The sequence below is a fragment of the Amycolatopsis palatopharyngis genome (assembly GCF_003385185.1).
GTDB lineage: Bacteria > Actinomycetota > Actinomycetes > Mycobacteriales > Pseudonocardiaceae > Amycolatopsis > Amycolatopsis palatopharyngis.
The window spans coordinates 95,936-117,518 of sequence record NZ_PQHZ01000010.1; the positions used below are offsets into that span (position 1 = coordinate 95,936).

General features: G+C 65.9%; 17 protein-coding genes. 10 read left to right on the forward strand and 7 right to left on the reverse strand.

Features of this window, described 5'->3' with window-relative positions; genetic code table 11:
- Window positions 1–83: 83 nt before the first annotated feature.
- From uriH to D0C15_RS10370, 4 genes are read right to left on the reverse strand one after another with little or no spacing between them, the layout of a single operon-like run.
- Window positions 84–1,019 (reverse strand): uridine-preferring nucleoside hydrolase UriH, encoded by a 936-nt coding sequence (gene uriH, locus D0C15_RS10355; protein ID WP_116043407.1) that lies wholly within the window; start codon window positions 1,017–1,019, stop codon window positions 84–86.
- Window positions 1,016–2,494: a uridine transporter UriT gene (uriT, locus tag D0C15_RS10360; RefSeq protein ID WP_116043410.1), complete on the reverse strand. Its 1,479-nt coding sequence runs from the start codon at window positions 2,492–2,494 to the stop codon at window positions 1,016–1,018. The genes uriH and uriT overlap by 4 nt, the downstream gene beginning before the upstream one ends.
- Before the next feature lie 50 nt (window positions 2,495–2,544).
- The gene (locus D0C15_RS10365) at window positions 2,545–3,429 is read right to left on the reverse strand and encodes a carbohydrate kinase family protein (protein WP_116043413.1); all 885 of its coding nucleotides are present in this window, start codon (window positions 3,427–3,429) and stop codon (window positions 2,545–2,547) included.
- Entirely contained in the window at window positions 3,429–4,352 is a 924-nt protein-coding gene (locus D0C15_RS10370) for a pseudouridine-5'-phosphate glycosidase (protein WP_116043415.1), read from the reverse strand. Before D0C15_RS10370 ends, D0C15_RS10365 begins: the two co-directional genes overlap by 1 nt.
- A 101-nt stretch (window positions 4,353–4,453) precedes the next feature.
- Between D0C15_RS10370 and D0C15_RS10375 the strand changes: the two genes are divergently transcribed.
- From D0C15_RS10375 to D0C15_RS10390, 4 genes are all read left to right on the forward strand, one after another.
- Window positions 4,454–5,359, forward strand: a complete 906-nt coding sequence (locus D0C15_RS10375) for a LysR family transcriptional regulator (RefSeq protein ID WP_116043418.1) — start codon at window positions 4,454–4,456, stop codon at window positions 5,357–5,359.
- A 176-nt stretch (window positions 5,360–5,535) separates the two neighbouring features.
- Window positions 5,536–6,876 carry an MFS transporter gene (locus D0C15_RS10380; protein WP_116043420.1) on the forward strand — a complete coding sequence of 447 codons (1,341 nt, stop codon included), beginning with the start codon at window positions 5,536–5,538 and terminating at the stop codon, window positions 6,874–6,876.
- Window positions 6,877–6,910: 34 nt separating this feature from the next.
- Window positions 6,911–8,140, forward strand: a complete 1,230-nt coding sequence (locus D0C15_RS10385) for a M24 family metallopeptidase (protein ID WP_116043423.1) — start codon at window positions 6,911–6,913, stop codon at window positions 8,138–8,140.
- Between the two features lie 92 nt (window positions 8,141–8,232).
- Window positions 8,233–9,042 carry an IclR family transcriptional regulator gene (locus D0C15_RS10390; protein ID WP_116043426.1) on the forward strand — a complete coding sequence of 270 codons (810 nt, stop codon included), beginning with the start codon at window positions 8,233–8,235 and terminating at the stop codon, window positions 9,040–9,042.
- Window positions 9,043–9,055: 13 nt separating this feature from the next.
- On the opposite strand, the gene D0C15_RS10395 is transcribed toward D0C15_RS10390, so the two are convergent.
- The gene (locus D0C15_RS10395) at window positions 9,056–10,609 is read right to left on the reverse strand and encodes a PucR family transcriptional regulator (protein WP_116043429.1); all 1,554 of its coding nucleotides are present in this window, start codon (window positions 10,607–10,609) and stop codon (window positions 9,056–9,058) included.
- Between the two features lie 125 nt (window positions 10,610–10,734).
- On the opposite strand from D0C15_RS10395, the gene D0C15_RS10400 reads away from it, so the two are divergent.
- Together D0C15_RS10400 and D0C15_RS10405 are read left to right on the forward strand one after the other, a co-directional pair.
- Window positions 10,735–12,207: a purine-cytosine permease family protein gene (locus tag D0C15_RS10400; RefSeq protein ID WP_116043432.1), complete on the forward strand. Its 1,473-nt coding sequence runs from the start codon at window positions 10,735–10,737 to the stop codon at window positions 12,205–12,207.
- Window positions 12,204–13,085 carry a polysaccharide deacetylase family protein gene (locus D0C15_RS10405; protein ID WP_116043435.1) on the forward strand — a complete coding sequence of 294 codons (882 nt, stop codon included), beginning with the start codon at window positions 12,204–12,206 and terminating at the stop codon, window positions 13,083–13,085. Before D0C15_RS10400 ends, D0C15_RS10405 begins: the two co-directional genes overlap by 4 nt.
- A 119-nt stretch (window positions 13,086–13,204) precedes the next feature.
- On the opposite strand, the gene D0C15_RS10410 is transcribed toward D0C15_RS10405, so the two are convergent.
- Both D0C15_RS10410 and D0C15_RS10415 read right to left on the reverse strand, forming a co-directional pair.
- On the reverse strand, window positions 13,205–13,519 hold the full coding sequence (locus D0C15_RS10410) for a hypothetical protein (protein ID WP_116043438.1): 315 nt from the start codon (window positions 13,517–13,519) through the stop codon (window positions 13,205–13,207).
- Window positions 13,520–13,654: 135 nt separating this feature from the next.
- The gene (locus D0C15_RS10415) at window positions 13,655–14,071 is read right to left on the reverse strand and encodes a hypothetical protein (protein WP_162829990.1); all 417 of its coding nucleotides are present in this window, start codon (window positions 14,069–14,071) and stop codon (window positions 13,655–13,657) included.
- A 228-nt stretch (window positions 14,072–14,299) separates the two neighbouring features.
- Between D0C15_RS10415 and D0C15_RS10420 the strand changes: the two genes are divergently transcribed.
- From D0C15_RS10420 to D0C15_RS10435, 4 genes are all read left to right on the forward strand, one after another.
- On the forward strand, window positions 14,300–17,119 hold the full coding sequence (locus D0C15_RS10420) for a translocation/assembly module TamB domain-containing protein (protein ID WP_116043444.1): 2,820 nt from the start codon (window positions 14,300–14,302) through the stop codon (window positions 17,117–17,119).
- 123 nt (window positions 17,120–17,242) lie between these two features.
- The gene (locus D0C15_RS10425) at window positions 17,243–17,503 is read left to right on the forward strand and encodes a type 1 glutamine amidotransferase family protein (RefSeq protein WP_116043447.1); all 261 of its coding nucleotides are present in this window, start codon (window positions 17,243–17,245) and stop codon (window positions 17,501–17,503) included.
- Between the two features lie 79 nt (window positions 17,504–17,582).
- On the forward strand, window positions 17,583–20,021 hold the full coding sequence (locus D0C15_RS10430; RefSeq protein ID WP_116043450.1) for a glycoside hydrolase family 84 protein: 2,439 nt from the start codon (window positions 17,583–17,585) through the stop codon (window positions 20,019–20,021).
- 294 nt (window positions 20,022–20,315) lie between these two features.
- Window positions 20,316–21,557, forward strand: coding sequence for an ATP-grasp domain-containing protein (locus D0C15_RS10435; RefSeq protein WP_116043453.1), 1,242 nt, complete (start codon window positions 20,316–20,318; stop codon window positions 21,555–21,557).
- The last annotated feature ends 26 nt before the right edge of the window (window positions 21,558–21,583 follow it).

Here is a 21,583-nt window from a genome sequence, read left to right on the forward strand (position 1 = left end):
AAACCTTGGAGTTCGATGGCTTCGGTCAGTCAGGATCGCCGACCGCCGATCTGCTGTGGACGGCAGGCGTGCGAGTGCTCGGGTCAGGACACCCTCGCGATGGCCTCCGTCACCATGCGCCAGAACTTCCTGTGGTCGAGGTCGACCGCGACCTGTGTCGTGCAGTTCTCCGGGGCGGGCATCCGGAAATCGGCGACCGTCATGCCGACCGTCAGTTCCCCGCGTAGTTCCACATCCAGTGGCACCCGGCGGGTGGTCACGACGGACGAGTCGACGAGGTAGGCGACGGCGCACGCGTCATGGACCGGCGGGTGCTCGAAGCCCTGGTTCGCCCGGTAGCTCTGCCGGAAGAAGTCCAGCAGGCCGAGTACGAATCCGCCGCAGTCGGAGCCGATGGCGCGGATCTGTTCCTCGACCTCTGGCGTCGCGAGCGCCTGGTGCGTCAGGTCGAGCCCGACCATGGTCAGCGGCCACGGCTCGTTGAACACGATGTGCGCGGACTCGGGGTCGACCTTGATGTTGAACTCGGCGGTCGCACTCCAGTTGCCGGTGTGATAGCCGCCGCCCATGAGCACGACCTCCCGGACGCGCTCCACGATGCGTGGTTCTCGCCGGACGGCGAGGGCGATGTTGGTCAGCGGGCCGGTCGGCACGAGCGTGACCGTGTTCGGTTCGTGTTCCATCACAGTTCGGATGATGTAGTCGACCGCGTGCTCGTCCTGCGGCGGACCTGCCGGCTCGGGCAGTTCGACACCGTCGAGGCCGGACTCGCCGTGAATGCTGGGGGCGGCTTCGGGTTGCCGGACCAGCGGACGTGCACACCCTGGATAGACCCGGAGATCGGTGTCCCGGCAGACACGCAGCACGCTCAGGGCGTTTCGTGTCACCTTCTCCAGGGTCTGGTTTCCGCCGACGGTCGTGATGCCCAGGACGTCGATGCCGGGAGTGCCCAGCGCCAGGATGATCGCGATGGCGTCGTCGTGCCCGGGATCGCAGTCGAGGATGATCTTGCGTGTCATGCCGCTCCACGTGCCTTTCGTTCCTGTCGCGCGTTCGCGCCGACGACGGCTGCGTCCTCGCGTTCCACTTCGGAATCGGGAATCTCGCTGGGAATGAGGAATGACACGGCGAAGGCCAGCAGCAGGATGGCGGCGCCGGTGAGGACGCCACCCCGGTAGCCGGCTTCGGCGCCGAAATTCGTGGTGAGGAAGGTGTTCACGGCAAAGAGGATCGCGAAGCTCAGCCCGGCACCGAGGTTGAACGCACCGGAGTTCATGCCCGGCAGGTATCCCTGGTTGTCCTTGGGACTCAGGACGATGCCGAGCCCGTTGAGCATGATGTTGCTGATTCCCGCGTAGGTGATGCCGATGAAGGTCGAGATGAACAGCAACATCGCGCCGCTGGGCTCATCGACGACGAGCACCGCGATCCCGAGGCCGAAGGCCGTGCCGATCAGGCCGATCTGCAGGACACGTTTGTAGCCGAGCGATGCCGCAAGACGCCCGGCGATCGGGCCCATGACCAGACCCGCGAGCGCGTACGGCGTGAGCGTCACCCAGGACACGGTGTCTGCGTGGATACCCGCCCCGACCGCGCTGTCCTGCGCGAAGTTGGGGATCAGGCCGTTCATGACCGCGAAGACCCCGGTCATCGTCAGCAGCGTGGTGAGCAGCAGTGCCCAGGTGCGGCGCTGCCGCATGTAGGTCGTGCTGACCAGCGGATGCGCGGAATGGTGCTCGATCCGCCAGAAAACGGCGAACGCCGCGATGCCTGCGACGATGAGGACCGCCACGATCGGCCAGTTGGCCTCCCCGAGTTTTCCGGCCTCGTTGAAGGCGGTGAGGACCGTGCCGAGTGCGATGACCAGGGGAACGACGCCCTTCCAGTCCATGGGTGGCGTCTCGGTCGCGGTCGACTCGACGGTGGCGAACCGGATCGCGACCACTGCCACCAGGCCGACGACGGCCATGACCCAGAAGATGGAACGGAAGCCGAAGTGCTCGGCGAGCCAGCCGCCCGCCAGTGCGTCCACGCCGGCGATCCCGCCGTTGACCGCGGTGAGCACACCGAGCAGCGTCGCGTATCGCTTCTGGTCGAGGATCTGGACGCGCAACATGATCAGGCACATCGGCACGATGGGACCCGACACCCCCTGCACGACCCGCCCGACGAACAACATCGTCACGTTCGTCGCGAGCGCCGCGACCACGCTGCCGACGATGGTGACCACGAGCATCCCGATCATGACGCGACGCCGGCCGATCAGATCTCCCCAGCGCGGCAGGAAGAGCGAGAAGAGCGCCGCCGCCGTGAAGAACGCGGTCTGCGTCAGCCCGATCTCCGCGTCGGTGGCGCTCAACTCCTCCCGCATGGTGGCGAGTGCGGGCGAGAGCATCGAGGCGTTGAGCTGGAAAGCGAAGATCGCCGCCAGAAGCGCGAGGACGACCGCGAATACGTTGCTGCCACGCGAGCGGGAGACGGTTTGATCCGTCATGTCACGTCACACCTCTCTGTGTGATGGGGACTTCTGTGTGGAACCGCCGGTCAGTCGGTGTCGGGCTCCGTCGCGCCAGGGCAGCGCAGGACCCGAGCGGAGAGGGCGTGCGCCGTTTCGCAACTGGCGGTCAGATCTCCGCCTGTGCGCAGGTACGACGCGAGGAAGCCCGCGTTGAAGGAGTCGCCCGCGCCGGTCAGATCGCGGACATCGTGGACGGGGGCGACAGGCACGCTCGCGGCCAGCTTCCCTCCGGTGAAGATGTTGGTGGGTTCCTTGCCGTCGCGCGCCAGCAGCGTCGCACGGGGGAAACGGGCGAGACCGGCGCCGGGCTCGTTTCCGTCGGCCAGGCCGAGCAAGCGGCTTTCATCGCGATTGGCCGAGATGAAGTCCGGGTCGCATTCGGTCATGAGGCCGAGGAACGCGTCGACTCCGTAGTGCTCGATCATGCCAGTCGACGAGACGTCGATGGACACCTTGCCGCCGCGCCGTTTGTGCTCCTGAACCGCGTGCATGACGGCTCCGGGGGTGGATCCCGATTCGAACGAGTAGGCGGTCACGTGGAGGATCTCGAGGTCGTCGAGCCACGACGGCTCGATCGGCTCGAGACAGGCGGAAGCGCCCCGTGAGGGGAACATCTTCCGCTCCCCCTGCTCGTCGATCAGGACCACGATCATTCCGGTCCTGTCCCGCACCTGGAGTTTCACCTCCACCTGACGATCCTCGAGGTCCTTACGGAGAACCGGCCCGCCGAGGTCGTCACCGACGCAGCCGATGAAGCGCGTCGGGTACCGAGGTCCTGCGAATGCGGCGACATTGGCGGCCGATCCGCCGCGCTGCATGGAGATCTCGGCCTTCGTGTCGGTCGCTTCGCGGCTCCGCTCGAGTTGCCAGACGACGACATCCTGGACGATGTCGCCCACGACGCCGAGCACTAGTTCTCCCGATCGATCAGCGCCTTTGCGACCTCGGACGCGAGGCGGACGTTGTTCTTGTACAGCGCGACGTTGACCTCGAGACTGCGGTCCTGCGTGGCGCGACGGATGAAGTCGAGCAGGTACGGGGTAGAGGCCTGTCCCTTGATGCCGTCCTTCTCGGCCGCGGCCCACGCGCGTTCCACGACGCCGTCGAGCTCGGCGGGGTCGAGCTGCTCGTCCTCCGGCACAGGGTTGGCGATGAGAATGCCGCTGCGGATCCCGAGGTCGCGCTGCGCGGTGAGCATGGTGGCGATGTCCTCCGGCGAGTCCGCGCGCGCGTTCACCTCGAAACCCGAGTCCGTGACGTAGAAGCCCGGATAGCGGTTGGTGCGGTAGCCGACGACCGGGACGCTGAGGGTTTCGAAGCGTTCGAGGGTGGCACCGATGTCGAGAATCGCCTTCGCGCCCGAGCTGATGAGGACGATCGAGGTCTTCGAAAGTGCCACCAGGTCGGCGGATTCGTCGAAGGTCTTCTCGGCGCCGTGGTGCACCCCGCCCAGCCCGCCGGTGGCGAAGACATCGATCCCCACGGCCTTGGCCAGAAACGCGGTCGCGGCGATCGTCGTGCCGGCGTTCTTCTTCGTGACCGCGCCCAGCGGCAGCTCCCGGATTGATGCCTTGTCGGCGTCGTCGTCCTCGGCGAGCTCGCTGATCTCCTCGTGTGTCAGGCCGACGACCGGAACCCCGCGGTGCACACCGATGGTGGCGGGGACGGCACCGGCCGCGCGGATGATCTCCTCACCCTCGATGGCGACCTCGATGTTGCGCGGACGCGGCAGACCGTGGGTGAAGATGGTGGACTCCAGGGCGACGACCGGAACGTCGTTCTTGAGCGCGTTGGCGACGTGGTCTCCGAGACGAATGGCCGACGGTGCCCTCATGCTGCTCCTCTACTCGCGATCTGACTGCTTGCCGGCTCATCGTAGGAACGCTTCCCATTCCAGTCGAGAATCAAGAAGGAATGTCTTGATAGTGTTTGTCTATGAAGTTCACGGTGCGTCAGCTTGAGGCGTTCCGGGCGGTCGCCACGGAGCTGCATTTCGGCCGGGCCGCATCCTCGCTGCGGTTGTCGCAACCGACGGTGAGCAAAGAGCTGCACCGCCTGGAGCGAGCGCTCGACCTCGAGCTGTTTCAGCGCTCGTCCGGGGGGACAGCGCTCACCGCGGAGGGCGAAGAACTACTGCCGCATGCCGAACGGGCCCTCGATGCGCTCGCGCGCCTCGGTGAGGCGGCTTCGACCGTCAAGCGACGGCTCGCGTCGGAAGTGCGCGTCGCCACCTCTCCCAGCATCGTCAACCGGCTCATGCCCGAGATCCTGCGCTACCTCGAAGTCGCCCATCCCCAGCTCAGCATCACCACGGTCGAGGTGGAAACGGGCGAGGTCGGTCAGGCGGTCGAGAACGGCGAGGCCGATGTCGGGCTCGGCCATCACGTGGGTCCTGTGCACAGTGGACACGTGCGCACGATCGGCCACGACGAGGTGTACGTCCTCATCGCCGAGGAACTGGTCGGCCCGGATGTAGCGGCTGTTGATCTCGCCCGCCTGGAAAAGCTGCCACTGCTGCTCTGGCCGCGCGAGCACAACCCCGCGTACTACGACGCGCTCCTCACGATCTGCCACGACAGGCGCCTGGACCCGTTGATTCTCACCGGAACCTCACGGATCTCGGGATCGCGGTCGTACTTCCTGCACGACGGTCGAGCGTTCTCCCTGGTTCCACGGGACTTCGCCCTCGCGGAGGCGCCTGACCTGCGCGCCGTTCCACTCAGCGTCCCTGGCTGGCTGCCGCTCGATGTCGCCTGGGTCGATCCGCTGTCGCCGGCGTCGCGGATCCTGCTTCAGGAGGTGGAGAAGGTCGCGACGAGCGCACGGGAGCAGGATGCCTGACGCGGGGTCCAGCGGCAGCCATAACCGGCAACCGGGTTGTCTGTAAAGCAACAAGGTAGTTGGGTCGCCCGGGAACGGGAGCGGGAATCAGTCTTGACGGTGACCTCTCTCACTTCTACAGTGCAACTGGGTTGCTTCACACGCAACTCCTAGTCCTTCTCTGGATGGAGTGCCCGATGACCACTCCTGCGACTCCCGGGCCCGAAACGGTCGGGTCCACGGCTGACACGAAGTCCCTCGTGGTGGATCGCGGCACGAGGCGCCGAGTCGTTGCCGCCAGCTTCGTCGGCAACTTTGTCGAATGGTTCGACTACGCCGTCTACGGCTATCTCGCTGCCACGATCTCGACGGTTTTCTTCCCGGCCAGCGACCCGACCACCGGTCTGCTGCTCACGTTCGGGGTCTTTGCCATTTCGTTCCTCGTCCGGCCGCTCGGTGGCATCGTGTGGGGCCACATCGGGGACAAGGTCGGACGACGGGCGGCGCTTTCCTACTCGATCCTGATCATGTCGATCGCCACGTTCGCGATCGCGTTCCTCCCGACCTACTCGGCCGTGGGAATCGCCGCCCCGATCCTGCTGCTCGTGATCCGTATCGTGCAGGGCTTCTCCGCCTCCGGGGAGTACGCGGGCGCCTCGTCGTTTCTGGTCGAATACGCGCCCGACGGCAGGCGCGGTCTCTATGCCGCGGTGGTACCCGCCAGCACCGCGGCAGGTCTGCTGTTCGGCTCGCTCCTGACGGCACTACTCACCGCACTGCTCTCCGACGCGCAGATGCACGACTGGGGCTGGCGTCTGCCGTTCCTGCTGGCGGCTCCCATGGGCCTGATCGGCCGCTACATCAGGTACCGGCTCGAGGACACTCCGGTGTTCAAGGCGCTGGAGGTCGGCGAAGAGGTCTCCAAGACTCCCGTCAAGGAGATGTTCAGGGTCTACCGGAAGCCACTGCTGCTCGCACTCGGTGCCACGTTGTTGAACGCCGTCGCCTTCTACATGCTGCTGAGCTACATGCCGACCTACCTCGCGCAGGAACTCGGCTTCGGCGCGACCGAGTCCCTGGTGACGACCACCGTCGCTCTGGCCGCCTACGTCGGCTTCACGTTCCTCACCGGTCTTGCCTCGGACCGGTTCGGTCGAAGGACCATGCTGATCCTGGCGTCGGTTCTGTTCATCGTCGCCGCGGTGCCCACCTTCGTCCTGCTCGACGGCGCCGGCTTCCTGACGATACTGCTGCTGCAGGTCGTGCTCGCGGCGATGCTCACCGTCAACGACGGTGCCCTGCCGAGCTTCCTCGCCGAGATGTTCCCGACCAGGGTCCGGTACACCGGATTCGCGGTCAGCTTCAACCTGGCCAACGCGATCTTCGGTGGGACCGCGCCGTTCGTGGCGACCCTGCTCATCTCCCAGACCGGTAGCGAGATCGCCCCGGCCTGGTACCTCGTCGCGGCAGCCGCCGTCTCCCTTGTCGCGGTACTCGCGAGCCGCGAGACCTCCCGCGAACCCCTTCGGGAGAACTGACTCCACCACACGCAACACGAAAAGGAGCGTCCGAATGTCGATCACCGAACTCGAACGTCTGAAATTGATCCCCAACGGTGAGAAGGAGCGGCAGACATTCTCCGCGGCGGAGATGCGGCGGCGGCTCTCGGGTCTGCGCAAGCTCATGGCCGACGAGGGTGTGGACGTCGTCCTGCTGACGTCCTACCACAACGTCAAGTATTACTCGGACTTCCTCTACACCTCGTTCGGAAGGCCTTATGCCTACGTCGTCACCCAGGACGAGCAGTTCACCGTTTCCGCGAACATCGACGCCGGTATGCCGTGGCGCCGCACCTTCGGCGACAACGTCGTCTACACCGACTGGCATCGTGACAACTACATCTGGGTGATCCGCGAGAGCCTGCGTTCGCGCGGAATCTCGCCGTCCCGCGTCGGTGTGGAGGACGACAGTGTGCCCCTGCAGATGCGGCAGAAGTTCGAGGCAGCCTTCTCCGATGCCGTCGTGACCGATGTCTCCCAGGGCCTGATGCGCCAGCGGATGATCAAGTCCGCCGAGGAGATCGACGTCATCAGGCAGGGCGCCCGCATCGGTGACCTCGGAGGGGAGGCGATCCGGGAGGCGATATCCGAAGGCGTCCAGGAATTCGAGGTCGCGCTGGCCGGTACGAACGCGATGGTCCGCGAGATCGCTCGGACCTTCCCGCACACCGAGATCAGGGACACCTGGGTCTGGTTCCAGTCCGGCATCAACACCGACGGAGCGCACAACTGGCCGACCACGCGCCGAGTGCGTCGCGGTGACATTCTGAGCCTGAACTGCTTTCCGATGACCTCGGGTTATTACACCGCGCTCGAGCGGACGATGTTCTACGGCGAGCCCGACAAGCGGTCGCTCGAGTTGTGGGAGATCAACGTCGAGGTGCACCGTGCCGGCTTGGAGCTGATCAAGCCGGGAGTCACATGCTCCGAGATCGCGCACACGCTCAACGAGATCTACCTTCGGCACGATCTGCTGGGGCACCGCACCTTCGGCTATGGACACTCCTTCGGGGTGCTCAGCCACTACTACGGCCGGGAAGCGGGACTGGAACTGCGTGAGGACATCGACACGGTGCTGCAACCGGGCATGGTGGTCTCCATGGAGCCCATGATCATGATGCCCGAGGGCCAGCCGGGCGCCGGTGGATACCGCGAGCACGACATTCTCGTGATCCACGAGGACGGGATCGAGAACATCACCAAGTTCCCCTTCGGCCCGGAACACAACATTCTGCAGGCCTGACCACCGCTGTTTCCGTCCGGCCAGGCCGCATCGCAGATCTCGCTGCGGCCTGGCCCGGTCCCGGCCCGGACGATACGCAAGGATGGGGCACCATGACGGCATCGAAGAACACCGCTTCCGGTGAGGATGACGACGACAGCGGCGAATCCCGCGGCATCTCCGTACTGCGTAACGGTCTCGCCGTCCTCCGCTGCTTCAGCGTCGATCAGCCGTCGCTCGGCGTCACCGACATCGCCGCGAAAGTCGGTCTGCACAAGAGCACGGTGTCACGCATCCTGGCCACCCTGGAACTCGAGGAACTGGTCGAGCGGGATGCCGGCACCAAGCGGTTCCGGCTCGGGCTCGGTGTCATCGGGATGGCCGGCCCGCTGCTGGCCGACCTCGATGTACGCCGGGTCGCCTATCCGGTCCTGACCGAGTTGAGCCGCCGCACCAGTGAGACCGCGGCGCTCATGGTGTGGGACGGCCGCGAGGCCGTCTGCGTCGAGCAGGTCCCCAGCCGTCACCAGGTCAAGCACACGACACCGTTGGGAACCCGCTACAACACCGCGTTGAGTTCCTCGGTGCAGGTGTTTCTGGCCCAGACCGACAACTTCACCGCGCGCAGCCTGCTGATGAACGGAACGATCGACCATCCACATCTGGACGAGGTCGCCTTCGACGCGTACCTGGCTCGCCTCCAGGAGGTCGCCGAGCGGGGATTCGCCGTGAACTACGGCGAGACCTCGCTCGAGGAGGTGGGCGTCGCGGCTCCGGTGACAGACCACCGCGGAATCCCGGTGGCGGCCGTGCTCGTCTCCGCTCCACGCTTCCGAATCTCCGCCGAGCAGGTCACGGTCATCGGCGAGGCGATCACGGAAGCTGCCCGGGAGATCAGTTCCCGGCTCGGTGGCGCAGCCTGACGCTCTGTTCGGTTCAGATGTCGGGCATCCGCCGGCCGTGTATCGGCGATTCGCCGGGCAATCCGGCCAGACCGCGAGGGATGTGGCGCAGCTTCAAGGCGAGGTGCAGCGCCAATGCGCGTTCGGTTCCGGTTGGGTCACCGCCCAGCATCGCGAACGCCCGCTCGAGACGTCCGTACAGGGACTGCCGCTGCAGGTGCAACGCCTCCGCGGTGCGGGTCTTGTTGCATCCCGCATCGAAGTACGCCTCGAGCGTGCTCATCAAGACATCCGCCTCGCGACGGCGAAGAGCGTTCAGCATGGCCAGCTGAGAGTAGGCGATCTGTTCCGCCTTCGGCCTGAGGGCTTCCGAGCGCAACCAGTCGAGGACCATGGTGGCGGCGGCATCGACCACCACGCTGCCGCCGTACGCCACTCTGTGCTCCAGACAGGACAGTGCGGGGCTCATCGATTCGGGCGCGGCCGAAAGGCCGGGCACGACGGGGCCGATCGCCACGACCAGTTCGTCGACGTCCCGTGCCCACGCCGTAAGGCCGGAGATCAGGGCGTTGCGCACAACGGCGGCGTTGCTGCGATCGGTCAACGATACGACGCCGAGCACTTCGGCTTCCCCCATGTCGAGCGCCACGCGGCCGTACCGGCGAAGTACTCCGTCCAATCCGGGTAGCGCCGGACTGCCGGCCGGGCCATGAATCGCGACGGCCACCACAGGGTCGTCAACGCGCAGGCCGACCACTTCGCCGAGGTGCAGAATCCGGTGGCGCTGGTCCGGGGCGCGAGCCGTCAGGCGTGCGAGTTCGCTGGCGGCGAAGTCCCGAGGCGACGGGGGATTGGTGCGCAACAACGCGAGCGTGATCGCCTCACCCGCCCGATCGCCTGCCACGGCGAGCAGGTCCACATCGGAGTCCTGGCTCGGATAGAACATCAGTGTGGCGGCGTGCGCGCCTCGGATCGTGATCCGGCTGGTCATCCCGTTGAGTGGCGATACGGCCGGTGCCTCCTCGTCCGGATGCGCCTCCGTGATCAGTTCACCAGCACTGTCGAACAGTGCCACGGAGGAGGTGGTGCGGTGAGCCAACTCCTCGAGCAACGACTGCACACCGCCGCCCCTGCTGAGAATGGCGGCCAAGGAATGAGCGAGCTCGCCGCCGTACCTGAACCTTGCCACGGAGTTGTTGACCAGTTCCGCGTTCACGGCCTCGGTCACCCCGACAAAGGGGACGACCCGGCGCAGCTCGATCACCGGGAACTCGTATGCCCGCGCTTCATCGAGCACCACGCCGGGAACGGCCGGCAGGTCCGGCCCGGTCTCGATCGCCACACCCGCGACCCGGCGCTCGGACAATCCCCGGATGTAGCGACGCTGCTCGGACTCCGAGGCGGTGCCGAGTACCTGGCCACCGGTGAGCAGGAGTTCACCACCGCGCAGAAGTGTTGCTATGTCGAGAACCTCGCTCGAGTGGATCCATCGCACCCTTCGTTCCAGATTGCTGGAACCCGCGAGCACCGCCGGGTCCGCCACAGTAAGGCTCGGGTGAGCGAGAACCTGACTCAGCGTCAGAGTCACGACGAAACGTCCACTAATCGGCCAATCATCCTGACATTATGCATCTTGTTGTGTGTGATCGGCACCACGCAAGATGGACTGCCACAGCCGCCGCCCCTCCCCACTTCTCTCGGAGGTTCTCGCGCATGTCCCGCAAATCCGCCAGCGAGACGTCGAGCATCGTCGACGTCGAACAACGACTCCAACCCATTCCCGAGGAGGCCAGGACCGCCAGCGTGTCCGGGCAGTTCTGGATCTGGTGCGGTGCGAACATCGCACCGATCAACTGGGTCCTCGGCGCTCTCGGCGTCAACCTCGGACTGGGCCTCGCTGACACGTTGATCGTTCTGATCTCAGGGAACCTGATCGGCATGTCGGTATTCGGCCTCTTCGTGCTCATGGGGCAGAAGACCGGCGTCACGGGAATGGTCCTGTCCAGGGCAGCGTTCGGCAGGCGCGGCAACTACCTGCCCGCACTGATCCAGGCCACTCTGGCCATCGGCTGGTGTGCGGTGAACACCTGGATCATCCTCGACCTGGTGATGGCACTCCTGGGGGAACTGGGCCTGGTCGATCCCGCGGCCCACAACTACGCCGCGCGAATCGGGGTCGCGGCCCTGTTGATGGCGATTCAAGTGATCATCTCGTGGCTCGGGTACCGCGCTATTTCGGCGTTCGAGCGATGGACCGTCCCGCCGACCATCGTGGTGCTGGTCCTGATGTCGGTGGTCGCCTGGTTCTTCCTCGACATCGACTGGTCATATGCCGGACCGGAGAATGCGGTGCTCGCCGGGAGCGAGCGAATCGCGGCGATGACGGCCATCATGACCGCTATCGGGATCGGCTGGGGGATCACCTGGTTCACCTATGCCGCCGACTACTCGCGTTTCGTCAGCACCGCGATGCCGCGGCGGCGGCTCTACCTGGCCAGTACCCTCGGCCAGTTCATTCCCGTTGTGTGGCTCGGCGTCCTCGGCGCCACCCTGGCGACCAAGAACGGAGACGTCGATCCTGGGCAGCTCATCGCGGAGAACTACGGCGTACTGGCCGTCCCCGTGCTGCTGCTCGTGCTGCACGGTCCGATTGCGACGAACATCCTCAACATCTACACGTTCACGGTCGCGACTCAGGCGCTCGACATCAAGCTGCCTCGTAGAACTCTCAGCGCGTTCGTCGGCGTACTGGCGATGGTCGCGGTCATCTTCCTCATCTTCCAGGAAGACTTCGCCGCGGTACTGGACACGTGGCTCGTCGGTCTCGTCGCCTGGGTGGCGACCTGGGGCGGCATCATGCTCGTGCACTACTACCGGATCGAGCGTGGCCGGTTTGATGTGGACAGGCTCTTCGAGCCGGTCAGGACGTCCCGTATCGCCGACGTGAACTGGGCCGGCTACACCGCGTTCTTCGCGGGAATTCTCGCGACGTGGTTGTTCATGTACGGGCTCATCCCGTTGTTCCGAGGCCCAATCGCCACCGCCATGGGCGGAGTGGACCTCAGCTGGCTGGCTGGCGGCCTCACCAGTGCGTCCGTGTACGCCGTGCTCGGCCCGATCGCAGCGGCCAAATATCAGCGCGCCCCCGTGCCGGCGGTCGCCAAGCAGCCGGAGGTGGGAGTATGAGCTTCTTGTGGCCGAACGGCTACCGAGCCGCAGCCGCGTTCACGTTCGATGTCGACGCCGAGTCCTGCGTGCTGGCGCACGACCCGGGTGCGTCATCGCGCATGTCCCTGATGACACACCAGTCGTACGGACCACGGGTCGGAGTTCCCCGGCTACTGCGACTGCTCGATCGGCAACAGGTCACGTCGACCTTCTTCGTGCCCGGGTTCACGGCCGACACCTACCCCGACACGGTGCGCCGGATCGTGGACGCCGGGCACGAGGTCGCGCATCACGGCTACCTCCACGAGCCGATGCAAGGCATCTCCGCGCGGACGGAGGCCTCTTATATCGATCGTGGACTCGAAGCACTGGATCGACTGGGTGTGCGGCCCGTCGGCTATCGCGCCCCCTGGTGGGAGACGAACTGGCATACGCCGGACCTACTGATCGAACGCGGGTTCCTCTACGACTCGAGCCTGCTGGACGACGATGTCCCATACCGACTCCAGGGTGGGAGCCGGCAGGGGAGCCTGGTGGAGATCCCGGTGGACTGGGCACTGGACGATTGGGAGCAGTACGCGTTCTATCCGGGCTGGACCGGCAGCGGAGTGATCGAGAGCCCCAGAAAGGTTCACGAGATGTGGCTGCTGGAAGCCGAGGCGCACCACGCGGAAGGCGGCTGCTTCGTATTGACGAACCATCCGTTCATTTCGGGCCGGCCATCGAAGGCGGTCGCATTGGAACGACTCATAGAGGATGTCCGCACGCTCGACGGCATGTGGATCACCACACTCAGTGAGATCGCGGGATGGGCCGCGACGTCCTTGACCGGGGTCCGGCTGATGAGGCGAGTCGAAAGCCCCGGCCTGGTTCCGGCCACACTGTCGCCCGGGTAGTTGGGCTTCGTCTCGTTGAGGGACCCGCCAGGCTCCGCGAGCGTCCCGTCCCACTCGGCCGGTTGCCCCGCATCGCCGGCCGAGTGTGGGATCGGCGTTGTCGGTAGTGGGAGATGGGGTCAACGGTTTCCCTCGCCGGTGTAGAACGCTGGTTCTGGTGAGCAGTCACGGCAGGCGTCGCGGACGCACTCCAGATCGAGGTACATCGCCTCATCATGATCCCGGCACCAGTAGATGACCGTTGTCAGGTGGTCGTCCAGGCATTCTCCGGGGCTGCCCTCCCACAGGCAGTTGCCGTGGCCGGTGTCGATCGCACGTTGCTGCAACTCCTGGATGTCACGCCGGCATTGATAGACCAGCCCGTCCTGCCAGGGCTGGAATCGGATATCTCCGTCCCATCCGATGACCGCCGGCTCGCTCGCGGCCTCACTCACGGCGGCCGGGGCTCGCTGTCTTCCGGATGGGCGGGCGACGTGAAACCCGCACTACTTGCCACCGATGTTCATATCTCCGGGAATCGGGATCAACGCGAGTCCGTTACATCCCGGTGCCCACAGCGGTACAGAAGGTCACTGCTGGCCGGCGAGGCGGGCGGCAGTGACCAGGAAAACGAGGATGACGAACGCCGGTAGTGCGGTGATCGCGAGAATCCAGAACGCGGTGTGCTTGCGGCGGAAGAAGAGCCACGTGGTGAGGGCGGCGAGCAGAAGTGGGATCAGCATCCCGCCGAGCACCTGCCCCAAAGCCCGCCCGGAGCTCGGCGGGCCGAGAGCCGCGAAACTGATCACCAGTGTCACGCCGACCCAGACCAGGCTCGCGAGAAGGCACCGCCCGAACGACGTCGTGCCGCTGGTCCGCTTCGGATACGACGCAGGTGGTTGCGGAAACTGTCCCGGAGCCGGGTAAGGGGGCGGAAAGGGTGGCGGGCCGAAGTTGTGTGGGGGCCGTTCGGCGTTCATGGTCTCCTCGCGAGTCGGAGGCGTCATCGTATCGCCGGCCCGATCATCGCGGGCCGAGTATCGACACCGCGTACCCACGATCGTCATCGGGAGAAGGTGGCCGCGAATCCCTGGAGCGGAGTTCGGCGGTGAGCGCATCGGTCGCGACAAGTCCTCGCTGAGCACCCGCTTGAGACCGTCACACCCGGAAACGGAACGTGTCCGATGCGTTCGTCGTCGCAGTAGGGTGAGCCAGGTCTGGCGGAGGAGGCGCTGATGGCGGATGGCGAAGAACCGACAGAATCCGCACGTCCTCCGTTGGATCCGTTCCTGCCAGATCCGCATCCCCGGTACGAGGTCAGGGCTGCTGACCTGCTGCGCACGTTCGTGGAACCGGACGACTCCGAGCCGGTGGGCGGACGCGAGCCGGCCACTACCAAAGCGCCGATCGTGGAGGTTGAGGATGCCTATATCACCGGGGTGTTCGATCTCCGTGCCGCCGATCTGCCGTACCTGTTCCGCTTCGTGCGCTGCCGATTCGAGCAGCCGCCAGACGTACGCAACGCGAACCTGGTGGAACTGGTCTTCCGTAGGTGCTGGCTGCCGGGCCTGGAAGCCGGCAACCTGCGCACCCACAACGACCTCCAGCTGATCCGAAGCGTTGTGCGAGCCGGCGCGGACAGCCCCGGTACCAAGGAGACATCGCGGTACACCGCCAGAGATGAGCGCGGCTCGCCGGCCGCGGTGAACCTCATCGACGCGACCATCGGCGGCTCGCTCGTCCTCAGCGGGACCAGGATCAGCAATCCTGGTGGCAACGCGGTCCAGGCCGACCGTCTCGTGGTTACCGGCTCCCTGATCGCCCGCCGGCTGGAAACCCGTGGCGAGGTCGGCATCACCGGCCTGCGAGCCGGGGGCGACGTCAGTTTCTCCGGCGCGACTCTCGACAACCAGGAGGGCCTCGCGCTCAACGGCAGTGACCTGCGGGTCGGTGGCAGCCTGCGCTGCGACTTCGACAGCGTCGGGTCGCGCTCGCGCCTGCGCCGGTTCAGTGCACGGGGAATTTTGTTCATGCCCAGGCTCCGGGTCGTGGGCGACATCGTGTTTCGTGGTGCGCGGCTGGAGGTGGACCAGGTCGGCGACACCGTCGCGGACGTATGGAAGTCCGGCGACTGGTACCTGGGCCCGCGTCCTGCGCTGATCGCCGACCGAATGCGCGTGGACGGCAACGTCGAGCTGAGCGACCAGTTCGACGTCACGGGGAGTATCCGCATGCTCAACGCGCATCTCGGCGGGGCGCTGCGGCTGGCTGACGCGCGGGTGCGTGTTCCGCAGGGCCCGAGTCCCAACCACCATGCGGGTGCCATCCAACTCGACGGCAGCACGATCGATGGCGGCATCGACAGCAGGGACCTGCGAATCGTGGGACAGCTCCGGCTGCCCGATGTGTCCGTGCGTGGCGACGTGGTGATACGCAACGCGGACTTCTTTCATCCGCGATGCGACGCCATTTCGTTCCGGCGCAGCACGGTGTCCGGAAACTTCCTGCTCACCGATTCCACTGTGGCCGGCAGTCTTCGCCTTCAGGGCATGAACGTTGGCGGCAGTATCGATCTGCGTGGTACGGAGGCGCTGCAACCCGAGGTGACCGGGTCGAGCTGGTCGGTCGATCTGCGTTCCGTGCAGGTAGGCGACAGCATCAACATCACCACGTCGGGCGATCGTCGCTTCTACGCGGCGGGCGGGGTCACCGTGGCCGGCGCGAATGTGGCACAACGAATGGATTTCAGCGGCGCTGTCCTGGAATCTCTTCCAGAGCACGGGATAGCACTCGACGCCAGCGGCGCCGGCGCCGCGGAATTCGAGCTGCGGCCAGATGTGCCGCCGACGGGCGAGGTCGTACTGCGCCGCGCCCGGTGCGGGAAGCTGAACGACACACCCGCACTGTGGCAGGCGACCGGCGGCATCCGGTTGGAAGACTTCAGTTACGACACTCTCGACATCCCGATCGCCCCGAACGTCGACACAACCGTCCGGACGCGGCTGACGATGCTGCACGACGCGATGGACGGCTTTCGGCCAGGTCCCTACGACCAGCTGTCCGAGATCCTGCGCGCACACGGGCACGAGCGGCAAGCTGGAACCGTTCAGCTGAAGAAGCAGCAGTTCCGCTACGAGGCGCTGGCCCACGGCTCACGGCTGCTCGGTGGCGGAATCTGGTTCTGGAGCTGGTTGCAGCGATCCATGGTCGGTTACGGCTACCGGCCGTCGCGCGCATTCGGTTGGCTCGTGGTGCTGCTGGGTATCGCCGTGTCGGCGGGGGCCCTCGTGGCCGGCGGGACGGTAGGCAGATGGCTGCTGCTGGTCACTGTCGTCGTGTCGCTGGTGTTCTTGCTCGCCCTGTTCACCGCCGCGGTTCACCGTCGCGGCGAACGACTGTCCGTGTCCGATCGCAGCGGTGGAAGTCGTTCGGTCACCAGCGAGATCGCGGCACTTCGGCATGAGATCAACCGCCTCGCTGTGGTTGTCGAGCAGCAGCACATCGGTGGCCGGGACGACGAGGTCATCGAGGGCGCCCTGGTTGTGGACGCCTACCTCGACATCGACGATTTCGTGACGGCCCGCGCGGTTCTGTCCGCACTGGACCATATGGCTTCGGTGCTCGGATTCGAACGCCCCGAGTGGGAGCAGCTACAGCGAGGCTCGTGGTGGCGCCGGGCGAAGGCGGCTCTCGGCCGTGCCGTGGCCTCTGAGGAGTTGGCAACGCGTTTGATCAAGGTGGAGCGTGCGATCGAGGTCGCTACCCTCGATCGGCAGCAGGCGGAGGTTGACGTTCGGTCCGCGGAGGCGGTTGCCCAGTTGCTGGCGGCGCTGCAGGACGTTCCCCAGGCCTGCTTGCGCGTCGGTTCCATCATGATCGTGAAGTATCCGGGTGACAGTGGACCGATCGTGCTCTCGCGGAACCTGTCCCAGCTGGAGATCGCCGCACTCGAACGTTTCCCGGAGATCCAGAAGAAACCTCGCCAGGCGCTCGATGCGCTCGCTATCGCGATCACGACGATCCAATCCGACAGCGAGGACGACACGCTCTGGTGACACACGGATAGCCGCGCTCGCGAAACTCGCGGCCGTACATCTCGTGCCGATCAGGGTTCTTGCCTTGCTCGGACGCCGGTCCATCAGGAGACGACGAAAACCCGAACGCCACGACTCTTGTCGATGGTTGAGACCAGGGAGGAGCGACTGGCCGAGTTTCACGAGGAGAACGACGTCGCGGTCCTGGGGCTGCGCGAAGCCGCGTGGTTGTCGGTGCGCGACGAGCGCGCCACCCTCGGCGGGAAGACCGGTGCCCGGCTGTTCCGGCGAGGAGTTCAGGCGCAGGAGATCGCGCCGGGAGCGGACCTGTCCGCCCTGCTCGGTGAGACGCCGCGGTTCGATCAGCCCGCGGGCACGCCGGACGGAGCCCGTCCGGCGTCTTGACATGAAGTGATCAGACAGGTGAAGGTGTTCGTGCTGGTCTAGACCATGCCGACCCTGCCGCCTCGCATAGGGAGACCGTATGTCCCGGTTCCGCAGAACTCTGGTGGCACTCGCAGCCGTGGTGACCCTGGTGACCGGGATGTTGTCTGGTGCATCCACTGCCGTCGCCCGCACGCACGCAGGTCCGCATCCGGAGGTCGCAGGCTCGTCGAGCGGCTCGTTGCCGGTGGTTTCCCCGACACCACAACGATTGCAGCGCAGCGGTCCCGACGTCGTAGTGCCGGGCAGGGTCGAGGTCGTCGCCGACGGCGCCACCGATCCCGCCGCTCGCGAGCTTCTGGTGCGAACACTGCGCGCGCATGGCGCCGACCGGGTGGAGATCCGAGCCACGGCTTCGGGGCACGCGCCACTGGTCGTCCACCTCGGACCCGCTGACCGGCCCGGCGTCGCACGGTCGCTCGGCGACACCGAGGTCCCCGATGTCGCGGAAGGCTACGCACTCAACATCGACAGCACGGGACACGCGCTCGGTTCGGTGGCCCTTGGCGGGGTCGACGCAGCAGGTCAGTACTACTCCGTTCAGACGCTGCGGCAGCTGTTCGTCCCGGCCGACGACGGTGGCTGGCGTATCGCGGGCGTCAGCGTCACCGACTACCCGGGCATGCCGCTGCGCGGCACCATCGAAGGCTTCTACGGCTCCCCGTGGACCCATGCCGAACGGCTCGACCAGCTCGCCTTCTACGGCGACGTCAAGGCCAACACCTACATCTACGCGCCGAAGGACGATCCCTACCACCGGGACCGGTGGCGTGATCCCTACCCGGCGGCCAAGCTGGCGGAGCTGGGGGAACTGGTCGAGCAGGCCACCGCCCACCATGTGCGGTTCACCTTCGCGCTCTCTCCTGGCACATCCATCTGCTACTCCAGCGCCAGTGATCGGCAGGCCCTGGCCGGCAAGTTGCAGGCGATGTACGACCTGGGGGTGCGCTCCTTCTCCATCCCGCTCGACGACATCAGCTACACCCGCTGGAACTGTTCCGGTGATCAGGCGAAGTACGGCGCTCCGGGACGTTCGGCGGCGGCGCACGCCCAGGTTGATCTGCTGAACGAAGTGCAGCGGGATTTCGTCGCCTCGCACCCTGGGGTACAACCGCTGCAGACGGTGCCCACCGAGTACGGCGATCTCACCGACACCGCCTACAAACAGATTCTGCGGAACAACCTCGATCCCGAGGTTCTCGTCATGTGGACGGGAACGGACGTCGTGCCGCCGAGTATCACCGTGGAGCAGGCCGAGCGCGCCTCCGAGCTGTTCGGCCGGGACGTGTTCGTGTGGGACAACTATCCCGTCAACGACTTCGGCCAGACCGCGGGACGACTGCTCATGGCGCCCTACGACAAGCGCGAGCCGGGGCTGTCGGAACACGTGTCCGGCATCGTCTCCAACCCGATGAACCAGGCGTCCGCGAGCAAGGTCGTGGTCTTCACCATGGCGGATTTCTCCTGGAACGACGGCGGCTACGACCGTGACGTGAGCTGGCGGCAGGCCGCGTCGTACCTCGCCGAGGGGGACCCAGCAGGTGTACGAGCGCTGCTGGTGTTCTTCGACCTCAACCACCTCGCGCCGACCTTCGGATCGCAGCCGTGGCAGCCGCAGGCGCCCGAGCTCGCCTCCCGTTTCGAGCGCTTCTGGACCGCCTACGACAGTGGCCAGCGAGCGGCCCTCGACGAGCTGGCGACCTACCTGGACCGGGTCGCGCAGGCTCCTGGGACTATCCGAGCCACGGTGACCGACGAGGCGTTCCTCGACGACGCCGACCGATGGCTCGACGCGACCCGGTTGTGGGGGCAGGCGCTGAACGAGGCCGTGGACGTCCTGACCTCCATCGAGTCCGACGACGCGGCGGGGGCGTCTCGTGCACGGGACGCGATGGAACGTTTCGTCAAGCAGGCCGAGCAGATCCGCTCGGTCCCCGGCGAGAACCGGGTCGAGGGGCAGGTGCGGATCGGGGACGGCGTCGTGGACGTCTTCATCGACCAGGTGATCGCGCGCCACGACGAGTACCTCGGTATCCCGCCGCTGCGCAACCTCTCGCAGGGCAGGACGGCCACCCAGATCTCCGACTGGTCGTCGGCGTACGGGGCGGCGAAATCCGTCGACGGGGACCTCAACAACTTCTCGACCACCTCAGGTCAGGAGTCGCAGCCGTGGTGGCAGGTCGACCTCGGCAGCAGTGTGGACATCGAGAAGGTGGAGATCTACAACCGCCTCGACTGTTGCGCGGATCGGCTCAGGGACTACCACGTGCTGGTGTCCGAGCAGCCATTCACGGGAACACTGGACGAGGCGCTGGCGAACCCGGCGGTACGCAGCCACCATGAGGCCGAACAGGCAGGGCGCCCGACCGTCATCGAGATCCCGGCCACGGGCCGGTATCTGCGGGTCTGGCTCGCCAGCTCGGTGCCACAGGAGCTCAACATGGCGGAGGTGCGGGTCTTCGGACGCGGCGCGAGCTGACGCGCGGTCACCGTCTCCTGGGCGTTAGACACGGCCGAAGGCACTGTGGTCGATCGACTGGTGGTCACCGAGCTGCCGTCAACCGCGGCCCTGCGCGAAGCTTGGCTCCGATCAGCGGCGGCTTCGCTCGACCTGGTGTTCACGCGTGACTGGCAGCCTGATTCACGGGCATGCGGTGCTGGAGGCGACCGGGCGCGCGGCACCTCCGTGGTGTCCGGACGACGTCCGGGTGCCGGGGTACGGTTGGTTCGCCACGCCCCTACAAGTAAATACGCCGAAACGGAGGAGCGGTCCATGCCACAGCCTGAATCGGCCACGAAGGATGCGGACAAGGGTTACGTAGCGCTACTCGGTTGGAGTCTCAACGCGGTGGAGGCTCTCGACCGGTTCGACCGGCGTTATGTCGTCGTGGCGCCGGACTGGGCTGAGAAGTACTGCACCGAACACGGCATCCCCTACCTGCCCTGGAACTTCGAGCGGCTCAACGACCGCTCGATGGAGATCGCCGAGACCCTCAGGCAGGAGGGCGTCAACGTCGCGATCCCGCTGTTCGAGGAGACGGTTGAGTGGGCAGGGGCGATCAACTCCGTCCTGCTGGACAACCCGCGTCTGTTCGGCCAGGCCATGTTGCTCAGGGACAAGGCGCTGATGAAGCGGCGCGCACAGCTCGGCGGCATCCGGGTCGGGATCTTCGAGGAGGCCCACGACCGGGACGACGTGATCCGCTTCCTCAAGCGCGTCAACCAGACCCTGCTCAAGCTTGACGGCGACCCGAACGACCCGATCCACCTCAAGGCGTTCGACAAGGCCGGGTGTCTCGGGCACCGCGTCATCAGCACCCCCGACGAGATCGACACGATTCCGGAGGAGGAGTTCCCTGTCCTCATGGAATCGCACCTCGACGGCTGGGAGTTCGCCGTCGAGGCATGGATCTACCAAGGGAAGATCAAGTTTCTGAACATCTCCGAGTACGTCAAGCTCGGATACTCGGTGTTCGTTCCGGCGACCCCGGAACTGGAGCAGTACCGGCCGCAGATCAGGGCACAGATCGAGAAGCTCATCAAGACGTTCGACATCGAGTTCGGCTTCGTGCACCCGGAGTACTTCGTCACCAGTGACGGCGAGATGTACTTCGGTGAGGTCGCGTATCGTCCGCCGGGCTTCAAGGTCTTCGAACTGCTCGAGCGGGCCTACGGGTTCAACGCCTACCAGGCGCTCGTACTGGCCTTCGACCCGAAGACGACCGAGGAGGAGATCGACGCCTTCTTCCCGAACGAGCTCGTCGACGCGACCGGGGTCGCGGGCTGCTTCGGTGTCTACCCGCGCCGCCGGGTCGTCAACGAGCTGCGGATCCCGGAAGAGACCGAGGACGATGACTACTATGAGTCACACGACCTGTCGACGCCGCTGGAGGAGACAGTTACCAAGAGGACCGCGTTCGGCAATCACTGGGGTCTGCTGTACTTCTTCGGCGAAGATCCCTACCGAATGCGCGATCTGCTGAAGAAGCAGGAAGAGCTCGACTTCTACGTCTGACGACGCCGTGGACGTTGGAGACCTAC

Bases quoted from the DNA above. Each gene is read 5' to 3' on its own strand.
- D0C15_RS10430 (WP_116043450.1), top strand. From the start codon at position 17,583: ATGTCCCGGTTCCGCAGAACTCTGGTGGCACTCGCAGCCGTGGTGACC.
- D0C15_RS10435 (WP_116043453.1), top strand. From the start codon at position 20,316: ATGCCACAGCCTGAATCGGCCACGAAGGATGCGGACAAGGGTTACGTA.
- D0C15_RS10425 (WP_116043447.1), top strand. From the start codon at position 17,243: ATGGTTGAGACCAGGGAGGAGCGACTGGCCGAGTTTCACGAGGAGAAC.
- D0C15_RS10400 (WP_116043432.1), top strand. From the start codon at position 10,735: ATGTCCCGCAAATCCGCCAGCGAGACGTCGAGCATCGTCGACGTCGAA.
- D0C15_RS10415 (WP_162829990.1), bottom strand. From the start codon at position 14,071: ATGACGCCTCCGACTCGCGAGGAGACCATGAACGCCGAACGGCCCCCA.
- uriT (WP_116043410.1), bottom strand. From the start codon at position 2,494: ATGACGGATCAAACCGTCTCCCGCTCGCGTGGCAGCAACGTATTCGCG.
- D0C15_RS10390 (WP_116043426.1), top strand. From the start codon at position 8,233: ATGACGGCATCGAAGAACACCGCTTCCGGTGAGGATGACGACGACAGC.
- uriH (WP_116043407.1), bottom strand. From the start codon at position 1,019: ATGACACGCAAGATCATCCTCGACTGCGATCCCGGGCACGACGACGCC.
- D0C15_RS10380 (WP_116043420.1), top strand. From the start codon at position 5,536: ATGACCACTCCTGCGACTCCCGGGCCCGAAACGGTCGGGTCCACGGCT.
- D0C15_RS10375 (WP_116043418.1), top strand. From the start codon at position 4,454: ATGAAGTTCACGGTGCGTCAGCTTGAGGCGTTCCGGGCGGTCGCCACG.
- D0C15_RS10420 (WP_116043444.1), top strand. From the start codon at position 14,300: ATGGCGGATGGCGAAGAACCGACAGAATCCGCACGTCCTCCGTTGGAT.
- D0C15_RS10405 (WP_116043435.1), top strand. From the start codon at position 12,204: ATGAGCTTCTTGTGGCCGAACGGCTACCGAGCCGCAGCCGCGTTCACG.
- D0C15_RS10370 (WP_116043415.1), bottom strand. From the start codon at position 4,352: ATGAGGGCACCGTCGGCCATTCGTCTCGGAGACCACGTCGCCAACGCG.
- D0C15_RS10385 (WP_116043423.1), top strand. From the start codon at position 6,911: ATGTCGATCACCGAACTCGAACGTCTGAAATTGATCCCCAACGGTGAG.